Raw genomic sequence first — 20,711 nt, forward strand, 5'->3', positions numbered from 1 at the left:
GCCGGGATGGGGCGAAGGTTTGTTGTCGTCCTTCGCCGTCATCGGCCTGCCCTGCGCGGGCGACGTATCCGGGCCTTGCTCGACCGCGTCGAACATTTCGGTCTCTGTGGGCTTCTTCGGCTGCTGTCCGTTACCCGAAGCCGCCTTTGTCCTGGCGGTGCCACCCTGGGCGCTCATGAGCTACTCTCCTCCCCCGTCTTCCTCACTCTCGACCGAAGTCTCCATGGACTCGGCGTTCCGGGCGAGGGCCACCACGCTGTCGCCTTCAGCGAGATTCATCAATCGCACTCCCATGGTCTGGCGGCCGGACTGCTTGATCTCGCCGGCACTCGTCCGGATCACCCCGCCGGCGGACGTGATCGCGAAAACCTCGTCCTCTGGGTTGACCATGACGGCTCCGACCAGCTTGCCACGGGAAGATACGATCTTCGCAGTCAGCACGCCTCTCCCGCCACGTCCTTGAACTGGATACTGTTCCACTGGCGTCCGTTTTGCGTACCCAGCCTTCGTAGCGATAAGCACGTCTTGACCGTCGGCGATGCGATTCATGGCGAGAAGTTCGTCGCCTTCGAGGAACCTCATCCCGATAACACCGCTGGTAGCCCGCCCCATGGGACGGAGTGCCTCGTCGGAGGCGGTGAACCGGATCGACTGCGCGCCCTTCGAGACGAGCAGCAGATCATCGGCTTCGGAGACCAGACGGGCTCCGATGACCTCGTCGTCCTCGCGCAGATTGATCGCGATCAGACCGCCGGACCTGGGGGAGTCGTACTCGGCCAGGCGGGTCTTCTTGACCAGCCCGCTGCGCGTGGCGAGGACGAGATAAGGAGCGACGTTGTAGTCGCGTAGGTCGAGAACCTCCATGACTGTTTCGTCGGGCTGCATGGCCAAAAGGTTCGCGAGATGCATGCCGCGAGCGTCGCGACCCGCGTCCGGCAGCTCGTACGCCTTGACGCGGTACACCCGGCCCTTGTTCGTGAAGAACAACAGCCAGTGATGCGTCGTGGTGACGAAGAAGTGGTCGACGATGTCGTCCTGGCGCAACTGCGCGCCGCGCACACCCTTGCCGCCTCGCTTCTGGGCGCGGTAGAGGTCGGTCCGGGTGCGCTTGGCGTAGCCGCCCCGCGTGATGGTGACGACGATCTCGTCCTCGGCGATGAGGTCCTCGATCGACATGTCGCCGTCGTAGGCGATGATCTCGGTCTGCCGGTCGTCACCGTAGCGGTTGACGACCTCGGCGAGCTCCTCGTTGATGATCTCGCGCTGGCGGGCCTCACTGGCCAGGATCGAGTTGTACTCGGCGATCTGCGTCATCAGGCCGTCGTACTCGTCCTGGATGGACTGCCGCTCCAACGCGGCCAGCTTGCGGAGCTGCATGTCGAGGATGGCCTGGGCCTGCACCTCGTCGATCTCCAGCAGCGTCATGAGGCCCTGCTGGGCGTGCGAGGCGGAGTCGGAGGCCCGGATCAGCGCGATGACGTCGTCGAGCCGCTCCAGCGCCTTCAGCAGCGCGCGCAGGATGTGGGCGCGCTCCTCGGCCTTGCGCAGCAGGTAGCGCGTCCGGCGGACGACGACCTCGATCTGGTGCGCCACGTAGTGCCGGACGAACTGGTCGAGCCGCAGTGTGCGCGGCACGCCGTCCACCAGCGCGAGCATGTTGGCGCCGAAGGTGTCCTGGAGCTGGGTGTGCTTGTACAGGTTGTTCAGCACGACCTTGGCGACCGCGTCGCGCTTGAGCACGATCACCAGCCGCTGCCCGACCCGGGAGGAGCTCTCGTCGCGGACGTCGGCGATGCCGGTGAGCTTGCCCTCGCGGACCAGCTCGGCGATCTTCAGCGCGAGGTTGTCGGGATTGACCTGGTACGGCAGCTCGGTGACGACCAGCGCCTGCCGCCCCTTGTCCTCCTCGACCTCGACCACGGCCCGCATGGTGATCGAGCCGCGGCCGGTGCGGTAGGCGTCCTCGATGCCCCTGCGGCCCACGATGAGCGCCTTGGTGGGGAAGTCGGGGCCCTTGACCAGCTTGATCGCCGCTTCGAGCAGCTCCTCGTCGCCGGCCTCCGGGTTCTCCAGCGCCCACTTGACCGCCGCGGAGACCTCGCGCAGGTTGTGCGGCGGGATGTTGGTGGCCATGCCGACGGCGATGCCGCCCGAGCCGTTGACCAGCAACTGCGGGAAGCGCGCCGGCAGGACGTCGGGCTCCTGCGACTTGCCGTCGTAGTTGGGGCGGAAGTCGACGGTCTCCTTGTCGATGTCCCGCAGCATCTCCATGGCGATGGGCGCGAGCTTGCACTCGGTGTAGCGCATCGCCGCCGCCGGGTCGTTGCCGGGCGAACCGAAGTTGCCCTGCCCGTCGACCAGCGGGTACCGCAACGACCACGGCTGCGCCAGGCGTACCAGCGCGTCGTAGATCGAGGTGTCGCCGTGCGGGTGGTAGGTGCCCATCACGTCTCCGACGACGCGGGCGCACTTGAAGTAGCCGCGGTCGGGACGGTAGCCACCGTCGTACATCGCGTAGAGCACCCGGCGGTGCACCGGCTTGAGGCCGTCGCGCACGTCCGGCAGCGCCCTGGACACGATGACCGACATCGCGTAGTCCATGTAACTGCGCTGCATCTCGGACTGGATGTCCACCGGCTCGATGCGCTCAGCCGGGGGAGTGGTGTTCACGTCCGTCACAGGTAAGGTCCTTTTATTGGCTAAACGTCGAGGAAGCGCACGTCGCGAGCGTTTCGGATGATGAAGTCCCGCCGTGCCTCCACGTCTTCACCCATCAGCACGCTGAACAGGTCGTCGGCCTGCGCCGCGTCGTCGAGCGTGACCTGGCGCAGCAGCCGGGTCTCCGGGTTCATCGTGGTCTCCCAGAGCTGGCCGGCGTTCATCTCGCCCAGACCCTTGAAGCGCTGCACGTTGTCGCGCGGCCGGGGGTCGGGCTTGCCGTTGGCGATGCCCTCGGCGATGACGGCGTCGCGCTCGGCGTCGGAGTAGGTGTAGGAGGCGTCCTCGCCCTTGCGGTCCCACTTGATCTTGTAGAGGGGCGGGCACGACAGGTAGACGTGGCCGGCCTCGATCAGCGGTCGCATGAACCTGAACAGCAGCGTCAGCAGCAGCGTGTTGATGTGCTGGCCGTCCACGTCGGCGTCGGCCATGAGGATGACCTTGTGGTAGCGCAGCTTGCTGATGTCGAACTCGTCGTGCACGCCGGTGCCCAGAGCCGTGATCAGCGCCTGGACCTCGTTGTTCTTCAGGACCTTGTCGATCCGCGCCTTCTCGACGTTGAGGATCTTGCCCCGGATGGGCAGGATGGCCTGGAAGCGCGAGTCGCGGCCGCCCTTGGCCGAGCCGCCGGCCGAGTCGCCCTCGACGATGAACAGTTCGCACTTCTCCGGGTCGTTCCACTGGCAGTCGGCCAGCTTGCCGGGCAGCCCGCTGCCCGACTCCAGCAACGACTTACGCCTGGTGAGGTCGCGCGCCTGACGTGCCGCGAGGCGGGCACGCGAGGCCTGCAGGGACTTGTTGATGATGTCCTTGGCCTCGCCGGGGTTGCGCTCGAACCAGTCGCGCAGGTGGTCGTTGCAGGCCTTCTGCACGAACGACTTCGCCTCGGTGTTGCCGAGCTTGGTCTTCGTCTGCCCCTCGAACTGCGGGTCGGACAGCTTGACCGAGATGATCGCGGTCAGCCCCTCGCGGACGTCCTCGCCGGAGAGGTTGTCGTCCTTGCCCTCCTTGAGGAACTTCTGCTCGCGCGCGTAACGGTTGACGATCGACGTCAGCGCCGCGCGGAAGCCCTCCTCGTGGGTGCCGCCCTCGGCGGTGTTGATCGTGTTGGCGAAGGTGTAGACCGACTCCGAGTAGGAGTTGTTCCACTGCATGGCGATCTCGACCGCGATGCCGTCGCCCTCGGACTCGAAGGAGATGATCGACGCGTGCGCCGGCTCCTTCTTGGAGTTGAGGTGCTGGACGAAGTCGGCCAGGCCGCCCTCGTAGTGGTACTCGACGGTGTGCGGCTCGCCGTTGACATGGTCGGGACGCTCGTCGGTCAGCGTGATCTTCAGGCCCTTGTTGAGGAAGGCCTGCTCCTGGAAGCGCCGCGAGAGCGTCTCGTAGTTCCACGCCGTGGTCTCGAAGATGTCGGGGTCGGGCCAGAACGTGACCATGGTGCCGGTCTCGTCGGTCTCCTCGCCCTGGGCCAGGGGGGCCGTGGGCTTGGTCAGCTCGTAGCGCTGCCGCCAGTAGTGGCCGTTCTGCTTGACCTCCACCTCCATGGCGGTGGACAGCGCGTTGACGACGGCCGAGCCGACGCCGTGCAGGCCGCCGGAGACCGCGTACGCCTGGCTGTCGAACTTGCCGCCCGCGTGCAGCGTGGTCAGCACGACCTCGACGGCCGAGCGCTTCTCCACCGGGTGGATGCCCGTGGGGATGCCGCGCCCGTCGTCGATGACGCGCACGCCGTTGTCGGCGAGCAGCGTGATGTCGATCGTGCTCGCGTGACCCGCGAGAGCCTCGTCCACCGCGTTGTCCACGATCTCGTAGACCAGGTGGTGCAGGCCGCGCTCGCCGGTCGAGCCGATATACATACCCGGGCGCTTGCGAACCGCCTCAAGCCCTTCGAGTACGGTGATTGAGCTAGCGTCGTAGGACAACTGCGAAATCCTCCTGCCGCGGACACGCGGCGGGGGAGGCGATCAACTAGCGAAGCTGCCCCTACCGTGCCCGTCACCGTCGTGAGTGCCCCGATGCGCGGTCACCCGGGGGAGTCGGCTTGCTGCCGGGGTGACACGCAAGCGGACGTGTCCGGAATCCTTTTTCATTCTACCGCTTCCGGAGGGTCAAGGTGGCAATGAACGCGCCTGTGATGCCCTCTAGCTCGTTTTGCCCCCTGGCAAGCATCCCCCCTCCGGAAAGGGGGCTTATCGCGTCTGTGGCTTTCTGATCGCCCTGAGCGCCAAACGGCCGTGAGGTCGCCGCGCGGCTGTGGACGGCCGCCGAACGCGGTCATCCATAGGTGTCGCGGGGCCCCCGGCTTCCGGTCACCCGCAATCCCCCTGAGAGACGCGGCGCGTTCTGCGGGCCCCTGACCTTGACCTTTGTCACGGTGCCGTCGCCGAGCTCCTCGTTCAGCCGGCGTACGAGGGTGCGGGCGAGCAGCCGGACCTGGGTCGCCCACGCCGTCGAGTCGGCCGCGATGAGCACCTCGCCGTCGTCGAACGACTCGGGTTTGGTGTGCGCGGCCAGGTCGGGGCCCACGATCTCGACCCAGCGGCCGAACACCCCGCCCACCTTCGCCGAACGCTCCCAGCCGCGATCGGACAGCAGGTCGGCGATCGCGCGTCCGAAAAGCTGAGGGTCGCCGCCCGGCCGGTGCCCCCCCGCGGCCTTGCGCCTGGGCTCGCGTCGCGGCAACTGGCCGCGCTTGGCGGCGTCGGCCTTGGCCTGGGCGAGCTTCTCCCTGGCCATGGCCACTCCTCTGGCCGTCGCGTTCTCCCCACCGGCCGCCGCGGGACCTCCGCCGCCGGTTCTGGGCCCAGCGCCGGCGGCACCGCTCGCGGGCCCGTCCTGTGGACCGGCGCCGCCCGCCCGTGGTTGTCCACCGGCCGCGCCCGCCTGTGGACGATCGCCCGCCACCGCGCCGGGCCGCGGCTGTGGATGACCGGTCCCGCCACGCTCCCCGGCAGGGGAGCCCGCACCGCGGCGCGCGTCGTCAGCGGACACGGGCCACACCCCCCTCGGCGACGTCGAACCTGCCTCCCGCCAGCTCTCCCGGCACGTCGTCGGGCACGGCCGCGGTGATCAGCACCTGCTCGGCCGGCGCCACCATCTCGGCGAGCCGCCGCCTGCGCTGGCTGTCGAGCTCGGCGAACACGTCGTCGAGGATCAGCACCGGATCGCTCCCGTCGGCCCGCAGCAGGTCGTACGCGGCCAGCCGCAGCGCCAGCGCGAACGACCACGACTCCCCATGGCTGGCGTAACCGCGGGCCGGCAGATCGCCCAGCCCGAGAACCAGGTCGTCGCGGTGCGGCCCGACGAGTGTCACGCCCCGGTCGAGCTCCGACTGGCGGACCTCCAGTAGCCGTTCCCGCAGCCGTTCTTCAAGGGTTTTCCCCAAGTCTGTGGATAACGTCTGTGTATCGAAAGATCCCCGCTCACCGGGGACTTCGCCCTCCTGCTCACCGTCGCCGCCATCCCCACCTGTGGACAACGTGCTGCGGTAGGCCAGCGTCGCGGGAGCGCTCGACGGGGCGAGCGCCGCATAGGAGCCGGCCACCAGCGGGCGCAGCGCCTCGATGAGCTCCAGCCGCCCGCGCAACAGCTCCGCGCCGTGCCGGGCGAGGTGGGCGTCCCACACCTCCAGAGTGCTCAGCACGTCGCCGGCGCCGGCCGCGGTGAACCCGGTGTCACTTTCCTGCCGGCGCGCGCTCCTGCTGCCTCTGCGGGCCTGCGCGGCGGTGCGCAGCAGGGCTCCACGCTGCTTCAGCACCCGGTCGTAGTCGGCGCGCACCCCGGCGAACCTCGGGGTCCTGGCCACCAGCAGGTCGTCGAGGAAGCGGCGACGCTCGGACGGATCGCCCTTGGACAGCGCCAGGTCCTCGGGGGCGAACAGCACCGTGCGCAGCAGGCCGAGGGTGTCGCGGGCCCTGGACATGGCGGAGCGGTTGAGCCGGGCCCGGTTGGCGCGGCCCGGGTTGATCTCCAGCTCGATCAGCGCCCGCCGGTCCTGCCGTTGGATGGCGCAGCGCACGATCGCCCGGCTCGCCCCCTGGCGCACGAGCGGCGCGTCGCCGGCCACCCGATGGCTGGAGTGCGTCGCGACGTAGCCGAGGGCCTCGACCAGGTTGGTCTTGCCCTGGCCGTTGGGCCCCACGAAGGCCGTGACGCCCGGCTCCAGGCCGAGCTCCACGGACGGGTAGGACCGGAAGTCGGTCAGCGAGAGGTGGGCGACATGCACCCCACGAGGTTAATGCGCCTCACGCGCCACCGGGGTCACCGGCATGCGTTCTGTGGAAAACCCTGGTGTTGTGGACGACCCTAGCGCTCGGCCTCGCGGGGCGGCGTGACGTCCGCGCCGGGGGAGTCGGCGCCCTTGCCGGTGCTGCCCTCCGCCGAGGTGGTCGCGTGCCCGCCGAACTGGTTGCGCAGCGCCGCCACGACCTTCATCGCGGGGGAGTCGTCCTGCCGCGAGGCGAACCTGGCGTACAGGGCGGCGGTGATCACCGGCAGCGGCACCGCGTGGTCGACGGCCGCCTGCACGGTCCACCGGCCCTCGCCGGAGTCCTGGGCGTAACCGCGGAGCTGCTCGAGATGCTCGTCGTCGTCGAGCGCCCGTACCAGCAGGTCGAGCAGCCAGGAGCGGATCACGGTGCCGGTGCGCCAACTGCTGAAGGAGCCCTTGACGTCCTTGACGACGTCGGACGCCTCGAGCAGCTCCCAGCCCTCGGCGAACGCCTGCATCATGCCGTACTCGATGCCGTTGTGGACCATCTTCGCGAAGTGCCCGGCGCCGACGTCGCCCGCGTGCACGAAGCCGTCCTCGCCCTCGGGCTTGAGCGTCTCGAAGATCGGCATGAGCCGCCCGACCTCGGCCTCGCCGCCGCCGCACATGAGCGCGTAGCCGTTCTGCAGGCCCCAGACGCCGCCGCTGACGCCGCAGTCGACGAAGCCGATGCCCTTCTGGGCCAGCTCGGCGGCGTGCTTCTGGTCGTCCACGTAGTGGGAGTTGCCGCCGTCGATGACGATGTCGCCCTCGTCGAGCAGCTCGCCCAGGTCGTCGACGGTGGTCTGAGTGGGCTTGCCCGCGGGGACCATGACCCAGACGGCACGCGGCGCCTGCAGACGCTCGACCAGCTCCTTGAGGCTGGTGACGTCGCTGATCGCCGGATCGCGGTCGTAGCCGACGACCTCGTGACCGCCACGGCGAAGCCGTTCGGCCATGTTGCCGCCCATTTTGCCGAGCCCGACCATGCCGATCTGCATGATGTGTACCCCCTTGTCAGACTTCCATCATCTCCGATGACAGGGTCAGCCTGACAGTCGGATGGGCATGATCAGGTAGCGATAGTCGGTGACGGTTCCGTCCTCCACCGGCTTGCCACCGGTGAGGATAGCGGGCTTCGTGGACGTGGTCATCTGCAGCCTGGCCGTGTCCGAGTCGATGGCCCCCAGTCCTTCCAGGAGGAACTGGTGGTTGAAGGCGATGTTCATCTCCTCGCCCTCGTAGTCGACCGGCAGCGCCTCGACGGCCTGCGCCTCGTCGCCGCTGCCGGCCTCCAGCACGACCTCACCGCTCCTGAACGCCAGCCGTACCGGCGTGTTGCGCTCGGCGACCAGGGCCACACGCTTGACCGCCTCGACGAACGAGCTGGTGGACAGGTCGGCGCGGGCGGAGAACTCGGTGGGCAGCAGCGAGCGGTACTTCGGAAACTCGGGATCGAGCAGGCGGGTCGTCGTCCGTCGTCCGGCGCTGGAGAAGCCGATCATACCCTCGCCGGTGCCGCCCGCGGAGCTGAGCGCGATCTCCACCTCGGCGCCCGTCGTGCCGAGCGCCTTGGCGGTGTCGGCGAGGGTCTTGCCCGGGATCATCGCGATGGCGGCGAAGTCGGGCTGGCCCGGCTGCCACTTCAGCTCGCGCACGGCCAGCCGGTAGCGGTCGGTGGCGGCGAGGGTGACCGTGTCGCCCTCGATCTCCATCCGCACGCCCGTGAGCATCGGCAGCGTCTCGTCGCGGCCCGCGGCGACGGCCACCTGGCCGACTGCGGCGGCGAACACGTCGCTGCCGACCCGGCCCGCGGCCGGCGGCATCGCCGGGAGGGTCGGGTAGTCCTCCACAGGCATGGTCAGGAGGGTGAATCGCGCGCTGCCGCACGTGACGACGGCCTTGGCGCCGTCCACCACGAAGTCCACAGGCTGTGCGGGAAGCGCGCGCGTGATCTCGGCGAGCAGCTTGCCCGAGACCAGGACGACCCCGGGCTCGCCGGTGTGCAGTTCGAGCGTCACCTCGGCGGAGACCTCGTAGTCGAAGCCGGACAGTTTGAGCCGCTGCTCCTCCGTGACCTCCAGGCGCATGCCGGCGAGCACGGGCACCGACGGACGCGCAGGGAGGCTGCGTGCCGTCCATGCCACCGCCTCAGCGAGGACGTCTCGCTCGATTCGGAACATCACGGTGGTCAGCCTCCTGGGTTCGTCGTTGATTGCAGGATCTCAAGGATCCACCCTCCCGGACTCGCGCTCCGGGAGAACCCCTCTATGGGTCTTTGAGTTTCTTAGTTAGAGAGATAGGAAGTCATCACACTAGGGGCTGTGGAAACTGGGGACAACCGGCGTTCTGGCTGGTCAGACGCCAGATTTTCATCCACTGAGGCTGTGGGTGACGCCTGGGGAGAACTTCCGCGCCTGGGGATGACGAATCTTCGCCCACAGGCCGTCCCCAGATCATGGTGCCGTCATCCACCGCTGAGGCGGGGTTATCCACGGGGTTTCCACAGGTTATCCACGGGGTAGAAGGGGCCGTTCTGGAGCCCCAGATCGGTTGTTCACAGTCCGTCCACACGTTGTCCACTGGTAGTCCCCAGGTTCCCCACAGGATGTCCCCACCTTTGTCCCCAACCGATGTGGATGGATTTTTCCCAGCATTGTCGGGCGAACGGCGAGTGAATTTTTGTGTTTCCGCTGGTCCACAGTGTTTTCCACAGGCTGTGTACGAACTCAGGACCCGCGCTGTGTCTGCTTGATCCGCATTGTCAGCTCGTTGACCTGGTTGTACATCGACCTGCGCTCGGCGATGAGCGAGCGGATCTTGCGCTCCGCGTGCATGACGGTGGTGTGGTCGCGACCGCCGAACTGCTGGCCGATCTTCGGCAGCGACAGCTCGGTCAGCTCGCGGGCGAGGTACATGGCGATCTGCCGGGCGTTGACGAGCGCCCGGCTGCGTGAGGTGCCGCACAGGTCGTCGATGCTGATGCCGAAGTACTGGGCGGTCTCGCTCATGATGGCCGCGATGGTGATCTCGGTGTCGGACTCCGAGGTGATCAGGTCCTTCAGCACCACCTCGGCGAGTTGCAGGTCCACACCCTGCCGGTTGAGGCTGGCGAACGCGGTGACCCTGATCAGCGCGCCCTCGAGCTCGCGGATGTTGGTGGAGATACGGCTGGCGATGTACTCGAGCACCTCGGGCGGCGCGGCCAGGCCCTCCTGGATGGCCTTCTTCCTGAGGATGGCGATGCGGGTCTCCAGCTCGGGCGGCTGGACGTCGGTGATCAGGCCCCACTCGAACCGGTTGCGCAGCCGGTCCTCCAGCGTGATGAGCTGCTTGGGCGCCCGGTCGCTGGAGATGACGATCTGCTTGTTGGCGTTGTGCAGGGTGTTGAAGGTGTGGAAGAACTCCTCCTGCGTCTGCTCCTTGCCCTCCAGGAACTGGATGTCGTCCACGAGCAGGATGTCGATCGCCCGGTAGCGTCCGCGGAAGCCGTCGGCCTTGTGGTCGCGGATGCTGTTGATGAAGTCGTTGGTGAACTCCTCCGAGCTCACGTATCTGACCCGCGCCCCGTCGTACAGGCTTTGGGCGTAATGCCCGATGGCGTGCAGCAGGTGGGTCTTTCCCAGCCCAGAGTCGCCGTAGATGAAAAGAGGGTTGTACGCCTTCGCGGGGGATTCGGCCACCGCCACGGCCGCCGCGTGCGCGAACCGGTTGCTGGCACCGATGACGAATGTCTCAAATGTGTACTTCTGGTTGAGCCTGGCCGGTTCGCTGGGTTTATTGCTCTTCGCCTCCCACCGATTCGGCGCCTGCTCCGGCGACTTCTCCACAGGCGGTGTGTACGGCTGCGCCTGTTCAAAAGAGAAGCCCTGCTGTGGATACTCGGTGGATATCTGAGGCTGCTCCGGCTGTGGAGAGTAGAACTGCGGGGGCTCGGAAGCCGGGTTGTGCTGCGGCTGGGCGGGCTGTGCATATCGGAGCTGACTCTCCACACCCTGGGGATAACTTTGAGTCACAGGCTGTTGATGAGAGTCGATGACCGGCTGCTCGGGCGCCGTCGTGTCGAGCATCACGGCCACCCGCATGGTCTGGCCGAGCTCCTGCGACAGCGCGTGCGTGACGAGCGGGCGCAGTTTCGGGCCCTCGATGAGGTCCTTGAGGAAGTCGTTGGGGACGCCGAGCACGATCGTGTCGTTGGCCCGGGCGATCGGGCGCACCATCGACAGCCACGTACGCTGCTGGATCGGCACGCTCTCGTTGAGGAAGTTGCTCAGGGCCCTCGCCCATACCACGCCGAGGTCGACACTGTTCATGGTGCGCTTCCCCCTCCTTCCTCTCGCGGCCCCCCGCGATCGTTTGTCCACATGGCGAGGCCGGCCGCGTTGCTCGCCGGCCCCTTCGTCCACACGCGGGAGCCGGGCTCGCCGCCCCGCTCTCCACAGACGATCCACAGGCTGTCCACAGCCTCTGAGCGGGCCGAAAGGCCCGACAGTAGCTTTGTGCACAGCCGTGTTCAAGACGTTGTCCACAGCCTAGTGGCACCAGAGTGCACATCTTGTGGACGTGGGGCGGGCGGTGGAAAAGTGGCCTGTGGATTGGTGGACAACCGGTCCGGTTTGACCTGAGCGGTACTTGGCCCGTAACGTACGACGGTCGGCTTGTCACGCGGCGGCTATTTCGCGTGCCCTCGTAAACTGGCAGGCCATCCATGTGTTTTTAGGCGCCTTCGTGGCGCATCACCAAGCCTGGAGCCCACCCGTGAGCAAGCGTACTTTCCAGCCGAACAACCGTCGCCGCGCGAAGACCCACGGCTTCCGGCTGCGTATGCGCACCCGGGCCGGTCGTGCCATCCTCGCCGCTCGCCGCCGCAAGGGCCGCGAGAAGCTGTCGGCCTGATCGTCTCGAGCGAGTGCAGCCCGTCGGCGGATCACGCCGGCGGGCGTTAGACGTATACAGTGCTATCCCGTCAATCCCGCATGCGACGCGGGGAAGAGTTCGAGGCGGCGGTCAGGCGCGGCAAGCGCGCGGGTCGCCCGACTCTTGTGGTGCATTTCACCATCTCCGGCGAAGAACCACCTCTGGTGGGATTCGTGGTGAGCAAGGCCGTCGGCGGCGCCGTGACCCGGAACAAGGTCAAGCGGCGGCTCCGACACCTGATGCGGGACCGTCTTGACCGGCTGCCGCGAGGTAGCCTGCTTGTGGTACGCGCCAACCCACCGGCCGCGTCCGCGCGATTCGAGCAACTGGCCGCCGAACTCGACGTCGCGCTGGATCGTTTGCTCAGGCGGCGCGAGTCCTCGACGGGTGGACAGAGATGACGGAGCAACCGCAGGGGGAGGTGCCGGGCCTGGTCGCCCGGGCCCTCATCGTCCCCATTCGGTTCTACCGGGCGTTCATCAGCCCGATGCTCGGTCCACGCTGCCGGTTCTACCCGTCATGCAGTGCATACGGGCTCGAAGCGATTGCCGTGCACGGGGCATTGCGCGGCATATGGCTGACTGTCCGGCGCATCGGGCGGTGCCACCCATTCCATCCCGGAGGTATAGACCCGGTGCCCCCACGCCCGGTCCGGTCCCACGAAACGCAAGGGAGATAGCTCGGTGGAGCTGTCCTGGCTGAGCTGGCTCTATGAAGCCGTAGCCCATGTCATCATCTGGATCCATACTGGATACAGCACGGTTCTCGACCCGGACAGCGGGCTGACCTGGGCGTTGACGATCATCACGCTCACCGTGTTCATGCGGATCCTGATCTTCCCGCTCTTCCTCAAGCAGATGCGCTCGTCGCGGAAGATGCAGGAGTTGGCCCCCAAGGTCCAAGAGCTGCGCAAGCGTTATAAGAACGACAAGCAGCGCATGAACCAAGAGGTCATGGCGCTCTACCAGGGCGCGGGCGCCAACCCGCTCGGCGGCTGCCTCCCCGTGGTCGCCCAGTTCCCCATCTTCATCTCCATGTTCACCGTGCTGCAGAACATGGCGAACGGTCATCCCAAGTACGGCATGACGCAGGAGTTGGTCGACAGCGCCCGGTCCGCGCACATCTTCGGCGCGCCGCTGCCCGCCAACTTCTGGATGTCCTCCGAGGACATCGCGGGCTTCGACGCGGGTGTCGTCCAGACCAAGGTGGTCCTCGCGATCTTCGTCGCGATCAGCTCGCTGACCACGTTCCTCACCGTCCGGCAGAGCGTCACCCGCTCGATGGCCCAGATGCCGGACAACCCCATGGCGCAGCAGCAGAAGATCCTCATGTACATCTCTCCGCTGTTCGCCTTCTTCAGCCTGAACTTCCCCCTCGGCCTGATCCTGTACTGGGTCACCACCAACGTGTGGACGCTCGGCCAGCAGCACTGGTTCTACAGCCGGCACCCGATGCCGCAGTACGACGCCAAGGGCAACCCGATCCCGGTGGAGACCAAGCCCGGTCTCATGGCCAAGCTGCGCAAGACCACTCCGGAAGAACAGGCTCCTCCGCCCCCTCCGGAGCCTAAGATCGTTAGGCAGCAGCCGAGCAGGCAGTCCCGCAGCAAGCGCACCGGCAGCAAGAAGTCCTGAACATGAAGGAGAGGCCGGCCATGACCGAGGCCGAGCAGGAGAAGGCTCCTGACATCAGCGCTCTGGAACAAGAGGGCGAGATCGCTGCCGACTACGTCGAGGGCCTTCTCGACATCGCCGACATCGACGGCGACATCGACATGGACGTCGAGGGTGATCGTGCCATGGTCTCCGTCGTCGGGCTGAAGGGCACGGAACTGGTGGGGTCCGGGGGAGAGGTCCTGGAGGCGCTGCAGGAGCTGACCCGGCTGGCCGTGCACCGCCAGACCGGGGAACGTTCGAGGCTGATGCTCGACGTGGCCGGCTACCGCGAGCGCCGGAGGGCGGAGCTGACCAAGCTCGGCACCGAGATCGCGAGCCAGGTCAAGGATCACGGCGAGTCGAAGGCGCTGCAGCCGATGACCCCGTTCGAGCGCAAGATCGTGCACGACGCGGTCGCCGCCGCCGGGCTCCGTAGTGAGTCCGAGGGGGAGGAGCCGCAGCGGTACGTGGTGGTCCTGCCCGCCTGAGGCGCGTACCGCCGCCATCGGATCCGGCCGTCTGCCCGCTGTCGCGCGTGGCAGGCGGCCGTTTCGCATCCCGCGCCTTTCCGCACTGTGCGGCTTTCCTCCCGGTACGCCCCCGCCGACCCGGCGCGGGCGGGCGGACGGCGCGCTCACAGGCCACCTTCACCATGGCCCGCTAGTCTTCCTTTGTGATCTCACCCGTAGCCTTGGGGGAGACAGAGCAAGATTGAGAACGCGGAGCCGGGCTCCCGGAACGGAGCCGCTTCCAGCGGCGGCGCATCAGCCCGCCTGCCACCCGGCAACACGACCCCACAGCCGAGCGAGGGACGTCAGGTCCCAGAAAGGTCCACCGACCAGTGAGCGATGAGCTTCCGGAGCCGCCGGAGATAGCGCGGGACGTCTTCACCGGGGAGGCATGGGAGCGTGCGAACGCGTTCGCCGGTCTGCTGACTGGCCCCGGGGTCGTCCGCGGGCTGCTCGGTCCGCGGGAGGTGCCGCGGATCTGGGATCGTCACCTGCTCAACTGCGCGGTGGTCGCCGAGGCCGTGCCGCCGGACGTGCGGCTCGTGGACATCGGCTCGGGGGCCGGGCTGCCCGGCCTGGTTCTGGCCATTGTCCGGCAGGACATCACGGTTACGCTGTTGGAGCCGCTGTTGCGCCGTACTGTGTTCCTTGAGGAATGTGTTGAGGCGCTCAAGCTGGACAACGTCGAGGTGTTGCGCGGGCGGGCGGAGGACCTGGCGGGCAAACGCGAGTTCGACGTCGCCAGTGCCCGTGCGGTGGCACCGCTCGACCGCCTCCTGAAGTGGGCCATGCCGCTGCTCCGCGAGGGCGGCGAGCTGATCGCCATGAAGGGGGAGCGAGCCGCGGGCGAGCTCGCCGAGGCGGATGCCCAATTGCGGGCCAGCGGAGCCCGATCGGCCGAGCTCGTGACGGTCGGGCACGGTAAGGTCGAGCCGCCTGCAACATTGGTTCGGGTGGTAGCGGGTCGCGCGCCGGAGCGAGCAAGGCGGCGACGAAGGAGGTGACGGTTGTGCCAGTCGCGTCGAGCGGTGTTGGCTGGCCGGACAGCCGTCGGTCCGAGAGTCCAACCGGGGTTGGCTGGCCCGAAATGGGCATGTCGAGACAGCGAACTCCCGGCACCGGCACACCACTGGTTGAAAGGATGGCCAACGTGACCCAAACACCCCTGAACCCCGGTGATTCGCCCCTGGTACGAGAGGCCCTCAGCTCAGTGGTTTCACGTGAAACATCCGCAACCCAGACGGCCGCCCAGACGGGCGGGACCTCGAGCGAGGGGAACGGCGGCTGGCCGCGTCCGCCCAAGACCAGGGTGGTCGCGGTGGCCAACCAGAAGGGCGGCGTGGGCAAGACGACCACGTCGGTCAACATTGCCGCCGCTCTGTCGATGCACGGCCAGCGTGTCCTTGTGGTGGACCTCGACCCGCAGGGCAACGCCTCCACCGCGCTGGCCACGGAGCACCGTGGCGATGTGCCGGATGTGTACCAGGTGCTGGTGGACGACCTGCCGATGGCGGAGATCGTCAAGCAGGTGCCCGACATGCCGAACCTCTATTGCGCCCCGGCCACCATCGACCTGGCCGGCGCGGAGATCGAACTGGTCTCCCTGGTCGCCCGGGAGGCTCGCCTGCGGCGCGCCCTGGCGGCGTACGAAGCGGTGGACTTCGACTACATCGTGATCGACTGCCCGCCGTCCCTCGGCCTGCTGACGGTGAACGCCTTGGTCGCGGCGGACGAGGTCATGATCCCGATCCAGTGCGAGTACTACGCGCTGGAAGGGCTCGGCCAGTTGCTGCGGAACGTGGACCTGATCAAGGCGCACCTGAACCCGACGCTGCGGCTCTCGACGATCGTACTGACGATGTACGACGGGCGTACCCGGCTGGCGTCGCAGGTGGCGGAGGAGGTGCGGTCGCACTTCGGGGACACGGTGCTGAACACGGTGATCCCGCGGAGCGTCCGGCTGTCGGAGGCGCCCAGTTATGGGCAGTCGGTGATGACGTACGACCCGGGGTCCAGCGGGGCGATGGCGTACATGGACGCGGCCCGGGAGATCGCGCACCGCGCCGGCGTCGTCTGAACGGTGGCGCTGGTCCCTTCGGTTGCCGCATCGCCGCCCCATTCCATCGCCGGTTGCCACCCGGGCTGAGCTGCATCCTGTCGGGCCGTGTGGAACGGCGCCGTGCCGTGGCGTGGGTCACCGCGGTGAGTCCTGTCCACGGTTTCGGAGCCGACCATCCACCGTTGCGAAACGCCGGTCCGGCTTGGCGGCCAAGTTCAGGGGTGGGGTCCCGCTGCGCTTGGACGGTCGGGTTGGGTCTCCGGCGTTGAGAGCGCGGCGATGCACGACGTTCGGCTCCGGGTGCGGTCGGCTTCCCCCTAGAGTGCTGTGTCGGCTGAGGGGTTCGCAGCGCCCAGACCGATACCTCCATGTTCGGCGACGTTCGCACCTGGCGGCGTGTTCCTGGAATGGCTGTCTGCGGGGCCGTGGTCACGTGTGCGGTGCGTTGGTGGGCAGTCGCGTCCAAGTTGTGCAGGTCGTTCCGCGATGCCGTGCTGAATGTGATCAGCCGTGCCGGGGCGGGACTGCTGGTTCATGGGTAACAAGCAGTCGTGGGCAACGGGGCAGAGCGGCGGTGGTGGGTCTCGGGGCTCAAGTCAGGAGTTGGGCAGGTTTGTGACCGTGTCGGTGTAAATCCAACCGGGCGGTGTGTGGCGAGCGGGCACCGGGTGGGGCCTCCGACGGTAACCTCTCCTGGAGTGACCGGAATCGGCCGGGTGGATGAGGAGACGCAGTGAGTCAGCAGCGGCGGGGATTGGGCAAGGGGCTCGGGGCGCTCATCCCGACCGGTCCCATCGTTGACGGCACGGGGGCGGCACCGGCCCCGTCGAACGGGTCAACGGGGGAGACGGGCCCGATGCCGATCGCTGGGGCGTACTTCAGGGAGGTTGCTCTCGCCGCGATCGTGCCCAATCCGCGTCAGCCCCGTGAGATCTTCGACGAGGAACGTCTCGATGAGCTGGCTGCGTCCATCCGCGAGGTGGGCCTCCTTCAGCCGATTGTGGTCCGGTCGGTCGGGGGTGGCCAGTACGAGCTGATCATGGGGGAGCGGCGCTGGCGGGCGTGCCAGCAGGTCGGGTTGGATCCGGTTCCGGCGATCGTCCGCAACACCCAGGACACTGACCTCCTGCGGGACGCCCTCATCGAGAACCTCCAGCGCGAGCAGTTGAACGCGCTGGAGGAGGCGGCGGCGTACCAGCAACTGCTCGACGACTTCCAGGCCACTCACGACCAGCTCGCGAAGAAGGTCGGTCGCTCCCGCTCCCACATCACCAACACCCTGCGCCTTCTCAACCTGCCTCCGGACGTTCAGCGCACGGTTGCGGCCGGTGTCATCAGCGCCGGTCACGCGCGAGCGCTGCTCGGACTCGAGAGCGCGGAGGAGCAGATACAGCTCGCCAAGCGCATCGTGGCGGAGCTGCTCTCGGTGCGGGCGGTCGAGGAGATCGTCGCCATGGGAAGCGCGACGGCGGCCAAGAACCCGCCGAGGGAGCGTCAGGCGGCCAAGCCGACCGCCCCTGGTCTCACGCACCTCGCCGATCGACTCTCCGACCATTTCGAGACCAAGGTGAAGGTGGACCTCGGTCGTCGGAAGGGGCGGATCGTGGTGGAGTTCGCGACGATCGACGACCTTGAACGCATCATCGGAACCATGGCGCCTGAGGCGGCTCGTGCGATGCGGGAGGCCGAGGAGTGACCTCGGGGTGAGCTTGTCGGCCCCGGTGTTTCACGTGAAACACCGGGGCTCATTGTTTTTGGCGGCTGGGTTCTCGGCGTGTTTCACGTGAAACACGTGTCGGCCACTCGGCCGTTCCCCTTGCTTGGTCGCACCGTTCTCCGGTGTCCGGCTCATCGCCACGGGCAGGCCGGTGGGTGTTTCGTTCTGGGGATCGGCTCGCGTGGTGGATTCGCGGAGGAGGGGCGTGTGTTCCACGTGAAACACCGGGGCGGCGTAGCCGGCGTGGGCGGTCGGGGTTAGTTGTGGGCCGGACCGGTGTTTCACGTGAAACACCGGACGAGTCAGGCGCCGGCGGCCTTGTGGAGGTCGTCGAGGAAGTCGTCCACGTGTTCCGGTGTGGTGTCGAAGGCGGTCATCCAGCGGACGGTGCCGGCGGACTCGTCCCAGAAGTGGAACAGGTAGCGCTGCTGCAGCGCCTCGGCGAGAGCGTGGGGGAGGGTGGCGAAGACGGCGTTCGACTGCACGGGGTACGCCAGCGAGACGCCGGGGACGTCCGCCAGTCCGTCCGCCAGGCGTGCGGCCATCTGGTTGGCGTGGGCGGCGTTGCGGTGCCACAGGTCGTCCGTCAGGAGGGCTGAGAGTTGCGCGGAGATGAACCGCATCTTCGAGGCGAGCTGAAGGGACTGGCGGCGTAGAAACGGCACGGCGTGCGCCAGCGACGGATCGAGCACCACGACGGCCTCCGCGGCCAGCGCGCCGTTCTTGGTGCCGCCGAAGCTGAACACGTCCACCCCGGCGTCCGTCGTGACGGCCTTCAGGTCGCATTCGAGGAACGCGGCGGCGTTGGCGATCCTGGCGCCGTCCACGTGGAGGCGCAGTCCCGACTCGTGTGCCGCGTCGGCGAGGGCGGCGATCTCGGCGGGGGAGTAGGTGGTGCCGAGCTCCGAGGTCTGGGAGATGGAGACGACCGTCGGCTGGGACTCGTGGGGATTGCCGAGTCCGCCCAGGCGCGCCTTGATGTCGGCCGGGCGTAGCTTGCCGTCCTCGGTCGGGACCGTCATGAGCTTCACACCGAGCAGGCGTTCCGCCGCACCGGCCTCGTGGGTGGCGATGTGGGCGCTGTCGGCACAGATGACGGCGCTGTAGCGGCCCAGCATGAGGGCGAGGCCGACCATGTTGGCGCCCGCGCCGTTGAGTACCGGGAAACCGTTGGCGTCCGGGCCGAACGTCTCTTTGGTCTTTTCCTCGAACGCCGATGTCCAGGTGTCGCCGCCGTAGGCGGGGGAGTCGCCGTGGTTCGCGGCGGCCATGGCTTCCAGGATGGCCGGGTGCACGCCGGCGTGGTTGTCGCTGGCGAAGCTCTTGGGGTACATCGAATCGATCAGCACACCGTAAGGCTACTTATCCGCCTGCTCCGGCACTCCGGCCGGTCGTGGTGGGTGGAGGGAGTGGTGGCCGCGCCGGCTGTGAGCGGGCGCCGGTCGCGCGGTGTTCGGCGTGCGCGGCCGATCGGGCGGGACGGATGGGCGCGAGGGGTATCGCGTGTGAGGGCTGCGGGGGCGTTGAACGGGTGGAGGGGTTGGCTCCTGCGAGTGGTTGCCCGTGCGAAGGACGCCCGACCGAAAGGAGGGCCGTTCAGGAGGGGAGCGGGCGGCCTGGCCATGACGGGAACCGGACGTCGGAGGGGCGGGTCCGCGAGTGGTGCCACTCGGCGGGCGTGGGGTGAGAGGCGGATGGGATCTCGTCCGAGGCGTCCCGTCGCACGGGCCGCCCGGTCAGTTCTCGCGGGACGAGCGGTTGGCGGCGTTCTGGAGGAGGGTGTGGCAGAGCGCGCCCAGATCCTGCCCTGCGGCCTCCGCCGCCATCGGCAGCAGCGACGTCTCCGTCATGCCGGGCGCCACGTTGACCTCCAGGAAGTGCGGCACGCCGTCGCCGTCCACGATCAGGTCTGTCCGGGAGATGTCCCGCAGACCCAGCGCGGTGTGCGCGGTGACGGCGGTTTCGGCGCAGGCGGCGGCGGCCTGGGCAGGCAGGCGGGCGGGGGCGAAGAACTCGGTGTGGCCGGCGGTGTAGCGGGCCGCGTAGTCGTAGACGCCTTCGTCGGGGACGATCTCCACGGCGGGCAGGGCCACCGGGCCGTCACCGAGGTCGACGACGGAGACCGCCACCTCGACGCCCTCCACGTACCGCTCGATCAGTGCGGTGTCGCCGTACGCGAAGCAGCCGACCATGGCGGCGGGCAGTTCCTCCGCGGTACGGACGAACGAGGCGCCCAGGGCGGAGCCGCCACGGGCGGGCTTGACGAAGAGGGGGAGGCCGAGGTGTTCGACGATGCGGCCGAGCACGACCGTGGCGCCGAGGTCGTGGAAGGTCTCCTTGGGCAGCGTGACGGAGGCGGGGGTGCGCAGGCCGACGGAGCGGACGACGGCCTTGGCGGTGGGCTTGTCGAAGGCCACCCGGCAGGCGTCGGGGTCGGCGCCGACGTAGGGGACGTTCAGGAGTTCCAGCACGGAGCGGATGGCGCCGTCCTCGCCCGCGCCGCCGTGCAGCGTCACGAAGACCGCCTCCGGCGGGTCGGCCAGGATGGAGGGCACGAGGGAGGCGTCGGTGTCGCGGGTCTCCACGTCGATGCCCGTCGTCCGCAGCACCTCACTGACTCTGCGACCCGAGCGCAAAGACACCTCTCGCTCATAGGAGAGGCCCCCGGCCAGCACGAGCACGTGGCCCAGATCGCTCATCACATCTCCTCCGCTGGTGCCGTGGATGGCACGCTGTCCAACCGTACCGGCGGTGCGGGCACATGGTGTACGGGAGGTGCTTTCTCCGGCGATCCCCTCCCATCTCCCCCCGCAAAACGCCCTGGGCAGATCCCGGCGCGGCCGGGAAAGGTCGTGCCGGACAAAGCGACAGGCCGGCATCGCCA

Annotated in this window: 17 protein-coding genes; 8 read left to right on the top strand and 9 right to left on the bottom strand. The window is 68.1% G+C overall.

The window, feature by feature from the left end; translation table 11 throughout:
- Nucleotides 1–180: 180 nt before the first annotated feature.
- The 7 genes from gyrA to dnaA form a co-directional block, all read right to left on the bottom strand.
- Nucleotides 181–2,679 carry a DNA gyrase subunit A gene (gene gyrA, locus FAF44_RS07325; RefSeq protein WP_308193293.1) on the bottom strand — a complete coding sequence of 833 codons (2,499 nt, stop codon included), beginning with the start codon at nucleotides 2,677–2,679 and terminating at the stop codon, nucleotides 181–183.
- A gap of 20 nt (nucleotides 2,680–2,699) precedes the next feature.
- On the bottom strand, nucleotides 2,700–4,643 hold the full coding sequence (gyrB, locus tag FAF44_RS07330) for a DNA topoisomerase (ATP-hydrolyzing) subunit B (protein ID WP_237102268.1): 1,944 nt from the start codon (nucleotides 4,641–4,643) through the stop codon (nucleotides 2,700–2,702).
- 352 nt (nucleotides 4,644–4,995) lie between these two features.
- Nucleotides 4,996–5,457 carry a DUF721 domain-containing protein gene (locus FAF44_RS07335; RefSeq protein ID WP_237102269.1) on the bottom strand — a complete coding sequence of 154 codons (462 nt, stop codon included), beginning with the start codon at nucleotides 5,455–5,457 and terminating at the stop codon, nucleotides 4,996–4,998.
- A gap of 244 nt (nucleotides 5,458–5,701) precedes the next feature.
- Nucleotides 5,702–6,946 carry a DNA replication/repair protein RecF gene (gene recF / locus FAF44_RS07340; protein ID WP_237102270.1) on the bottom strand — a complete coding sequence of 415 codons (1,245 nt, stop codon included), beginning with the start codon at nucleotides 6,944–6,946 and terminating at the stop codon, nucleotides 5,702–5,704.
- Nucleotides 6,947–7,026: 80 nt separating this feature from the next.
- Nucleotides 7,027–7,971 (bottom strand): phosphogluconate dehydrogenase (NAD(+)-dependent, decarboxylating), encoded by a 945-nt coding sequence (gene gnd, locus FAF44_RS07345; protein ID WP_237102271.1) that lies wholly within the window; start codon nucleotides 7,969–7,971, stop codon nucleotides 7,027–7,029.
- A gap of 45 nt (nucleotides 7,972–8,016) precedes the next feature.
- Nucleotides 8,017–9,156 carry a DNA polymerase III subunit beta gene (dnaN, locus tag FAF44_RS07350; RefSeq protein ID WP_237102272.1) on the bottom strand — a complete coding sequence of 380 codons (1,140 nt, stop codon included), beginning with the start codon at nucleotides 9,154–9,156 and terminating at the stop codon, nucleotides 8,017–8,019.
- A 543-nt stretch (nucleotides 9,157–9,699) separates the two neighbouring features.
- Nucleotides 9,700–11,283 (bottom strand): chromosomal replication initiator protein DnaA, encoded by a 1,584-nt coding sequence (gene dnaA / locus FAF44_RS07355; RefSeq protein WP_237102273.1) that lies wholly within the window; start codon nucleotides 11,281–11,283, stop codon nucleotides 9,700–9,702.
- Between the two features lie 445 nt (nucleotides 11,284–11,728).
- Here dnaA and rpmH point away from each other — a divergent pair, with 445 nt between their 5' ends.
- From rpmH to FAF44_RS07395, 8 genes are all read left to right on the top strand, one after another.
- Nucleotides 11,729–11,866, top strand: coding sequence for a 50S ribosomal protein L34 (gene rpmH / locus FAF44_RS07360; protein ID WP_043614899.1), 138 nt, complete (start codon nucleotides 11,729–11,731; stop codon nucleotides 11,864–11,866).
- A 59-nt stretch (nucleotides 11,867–11,925) separates the two neighbouring features.
- Nucleotides 11,926–12,288, top strand: a complete 363-nt coding sequence (gene rnpA, locus FAF44_RS07365) for a ribonuclease P protein component (RefSeq protein ID WP_308193294.1) — start codon at nucleotides 11,926–11,928, stop codon at nucleotides 12,286–12,288.
- Complete coding sequence (gene yidD, locus FAF44_RS07370) at nucleotides 12,285–12,566, top strand: membrane protein insertion efficiency factor YidD (RefSeq protein WP_237102275.1); 282 nt, start codon at nucleotides 12,285–12,287, stop codon at nucleotides 12,564–12,566. Before rnpA ends, yidD begins: the two co-directional genes overlap by 4 nt.
- 4 nt (nucleotides 12,567–12,570) lie before the next feature.
- A complete protein-coding gene (gene yidC, locus FAF44_RS07375) occupies nucleotides 12,571–13,521 on the top strand; it encodes a membrane protein insertase YidC (RefSeq protein ID WP_237102276.1) in 951 nt (316 codons plus the stop codon).
- Between the two features lie 20 nt (nucleotides 13,522–13,541).
- The gene (locus FAF44_RS07380) at nucleotides 13,542–14,030 is read left to right on the top strand and encodes a R3H domain-containing nucleic acid-binding protein (protein ID WP_237102334.1); all 489 of its coding nucleotides are present in this window, start codon (nucleotides 13,542–13,544) and stop codon (nucleotides 14,028–14,030) included.
- 353 nt (nucleotides 14,031–14,383) lie between these two features.
- Nucleotides 14,384–15,055 carry a 16S rRNA (guanine(527)-N(7))-methyltransferase RsmG gene (rsmG, locus tag FAF44_RS07385; RefSeq protein WP_237102277.1) on the top strand — a complete coding sequence of 224 codons (672 nt, stop codon included), beginning with the start codon at nucleotides 14,384–14,386 and terminating at the stop codon, nucleotides 15,053–15,055.
- Between the two features lie 137 nt (nucleotides 15,056–15,192).
- On the top strand, nucleotides 15,193–16,128 hold the full coding sequence (locus FAF44_RS07390; RefSeq protein ID WP_237102278.1) for a ParA family protein: 936 nt from the start codon (nucleotides 15,193–15,195) through the stop codon (nucleotides 16,126–16,128).
- A gap of 715 nt (nucleotides 16,129–16,843) precedes the next feature.
- Nucleotides 16,844–17,806 carry a ParB/RepB/Spo0J family partition protein gene (locus FAF44_RS07395; RefSeq protein ID WP_237102279.1) on the top strand — a complete coding sequence of 321 codons (963 nt, stop codon included), beginning with the start codon at nucleotides 16,844–16,846 and terminating at the stop codon, nucleotides 17,804–17,806.
- A gap of 323 nt (nucleotides 17,807–18,129) precedes the next feature.
- Here FAF44_RS07395 and FAF44_RS07400 read toward each other — a convergent pair whose 3' ends face one another.
- A complete protein-coding gene (locus FAF44_RS07400) occupies nucleotides 18,130–19,176 on the bottom strand; it encodes a low specificity L-threonine aldolase (RefSeq protein ID WP_237102280.1) in 1,047 nt (348 codons plus the stop codon).
- Nucleotides 19,177–19,563: 387 nt separating this feature from the next.
- On the bottom strand, nucleotides 19,564–20,526 hold the full coding sequence (locus FAF44_RS07405; RefSeq protein ID WP_237102281.1) for a D-alanine--D-alanine ligase: 963 nt from the start codon (nucleotides 20,524–20,526) through the stop codon (nucleotides 19,564–19,566).
- Between the last annotated feature and the right edge of the window lie 185 nt (nucleotides 20,527–20,711).

Source organism: Nonomuraea sp. MG754425 (genome assembly GCF_021699195.1).
In the GTDB taxonomy this organism is placed as follows: domain Bacteria; phylum Actinomycetota; class Actinomycetes; order Streptosporangiales; family Streptosporangiaceae; genus Nonomuraea.

Excerpts from the sequence above, each read along its gene's own strand:
- FAF44_RS07335 (WP_237102269.1), bottom strand. The coding sequence starts at position 5,457 with ATGGCCAGGGAGAAGCTCGCCCAGGCCAAGGCCGACGCCGCCAAGCGC.
- gnd (WP_237102271.1), bottom strand. The coding sequence starts at position 7,971 with ATGCAGATCGGCATGGTCGGGCTCGGCAAAATGGGCGGCAACATGGCC.
- dnaA (WP_237102273.1), bottom strand. The coding sequence starts at position 11,283 with ATGAACAGTGTCGACCTCGGCGTGGTATGGGCGAGGGCCCTGAGCAAC.
- yidD (WP_237102275.1), top strand. The coding sequence starts at position 12,285 with ATGACGGAGCAACCGCAGGGGGAGGTGCCGGGCCTGGTCGCCCGGGCC.
- FAF44_RS07380 (WP_237102334.1), top strand. The coding sequence starts at position 13,542 with ATGACCGAGGCCGAGCAGGAGAAGGCTCCTGACATCAGCGCTCTGGAA.
- FAF44_RS07390 (WP_237102278.1), top strand. The coding sequence starts at position 15,193 with ATGGCCAACGTGACCCAAACACCCCTGAACCCCGGTGATTCGCCCCTG.
- FAF44_RS07405 (WP_237102281.1), bottom strand. The coding sequence starts at position 20,526 with ATGAGCGATCTGGGCCACGTGCTCGTGCTGGCCGGGGGCCTCTCCTAT.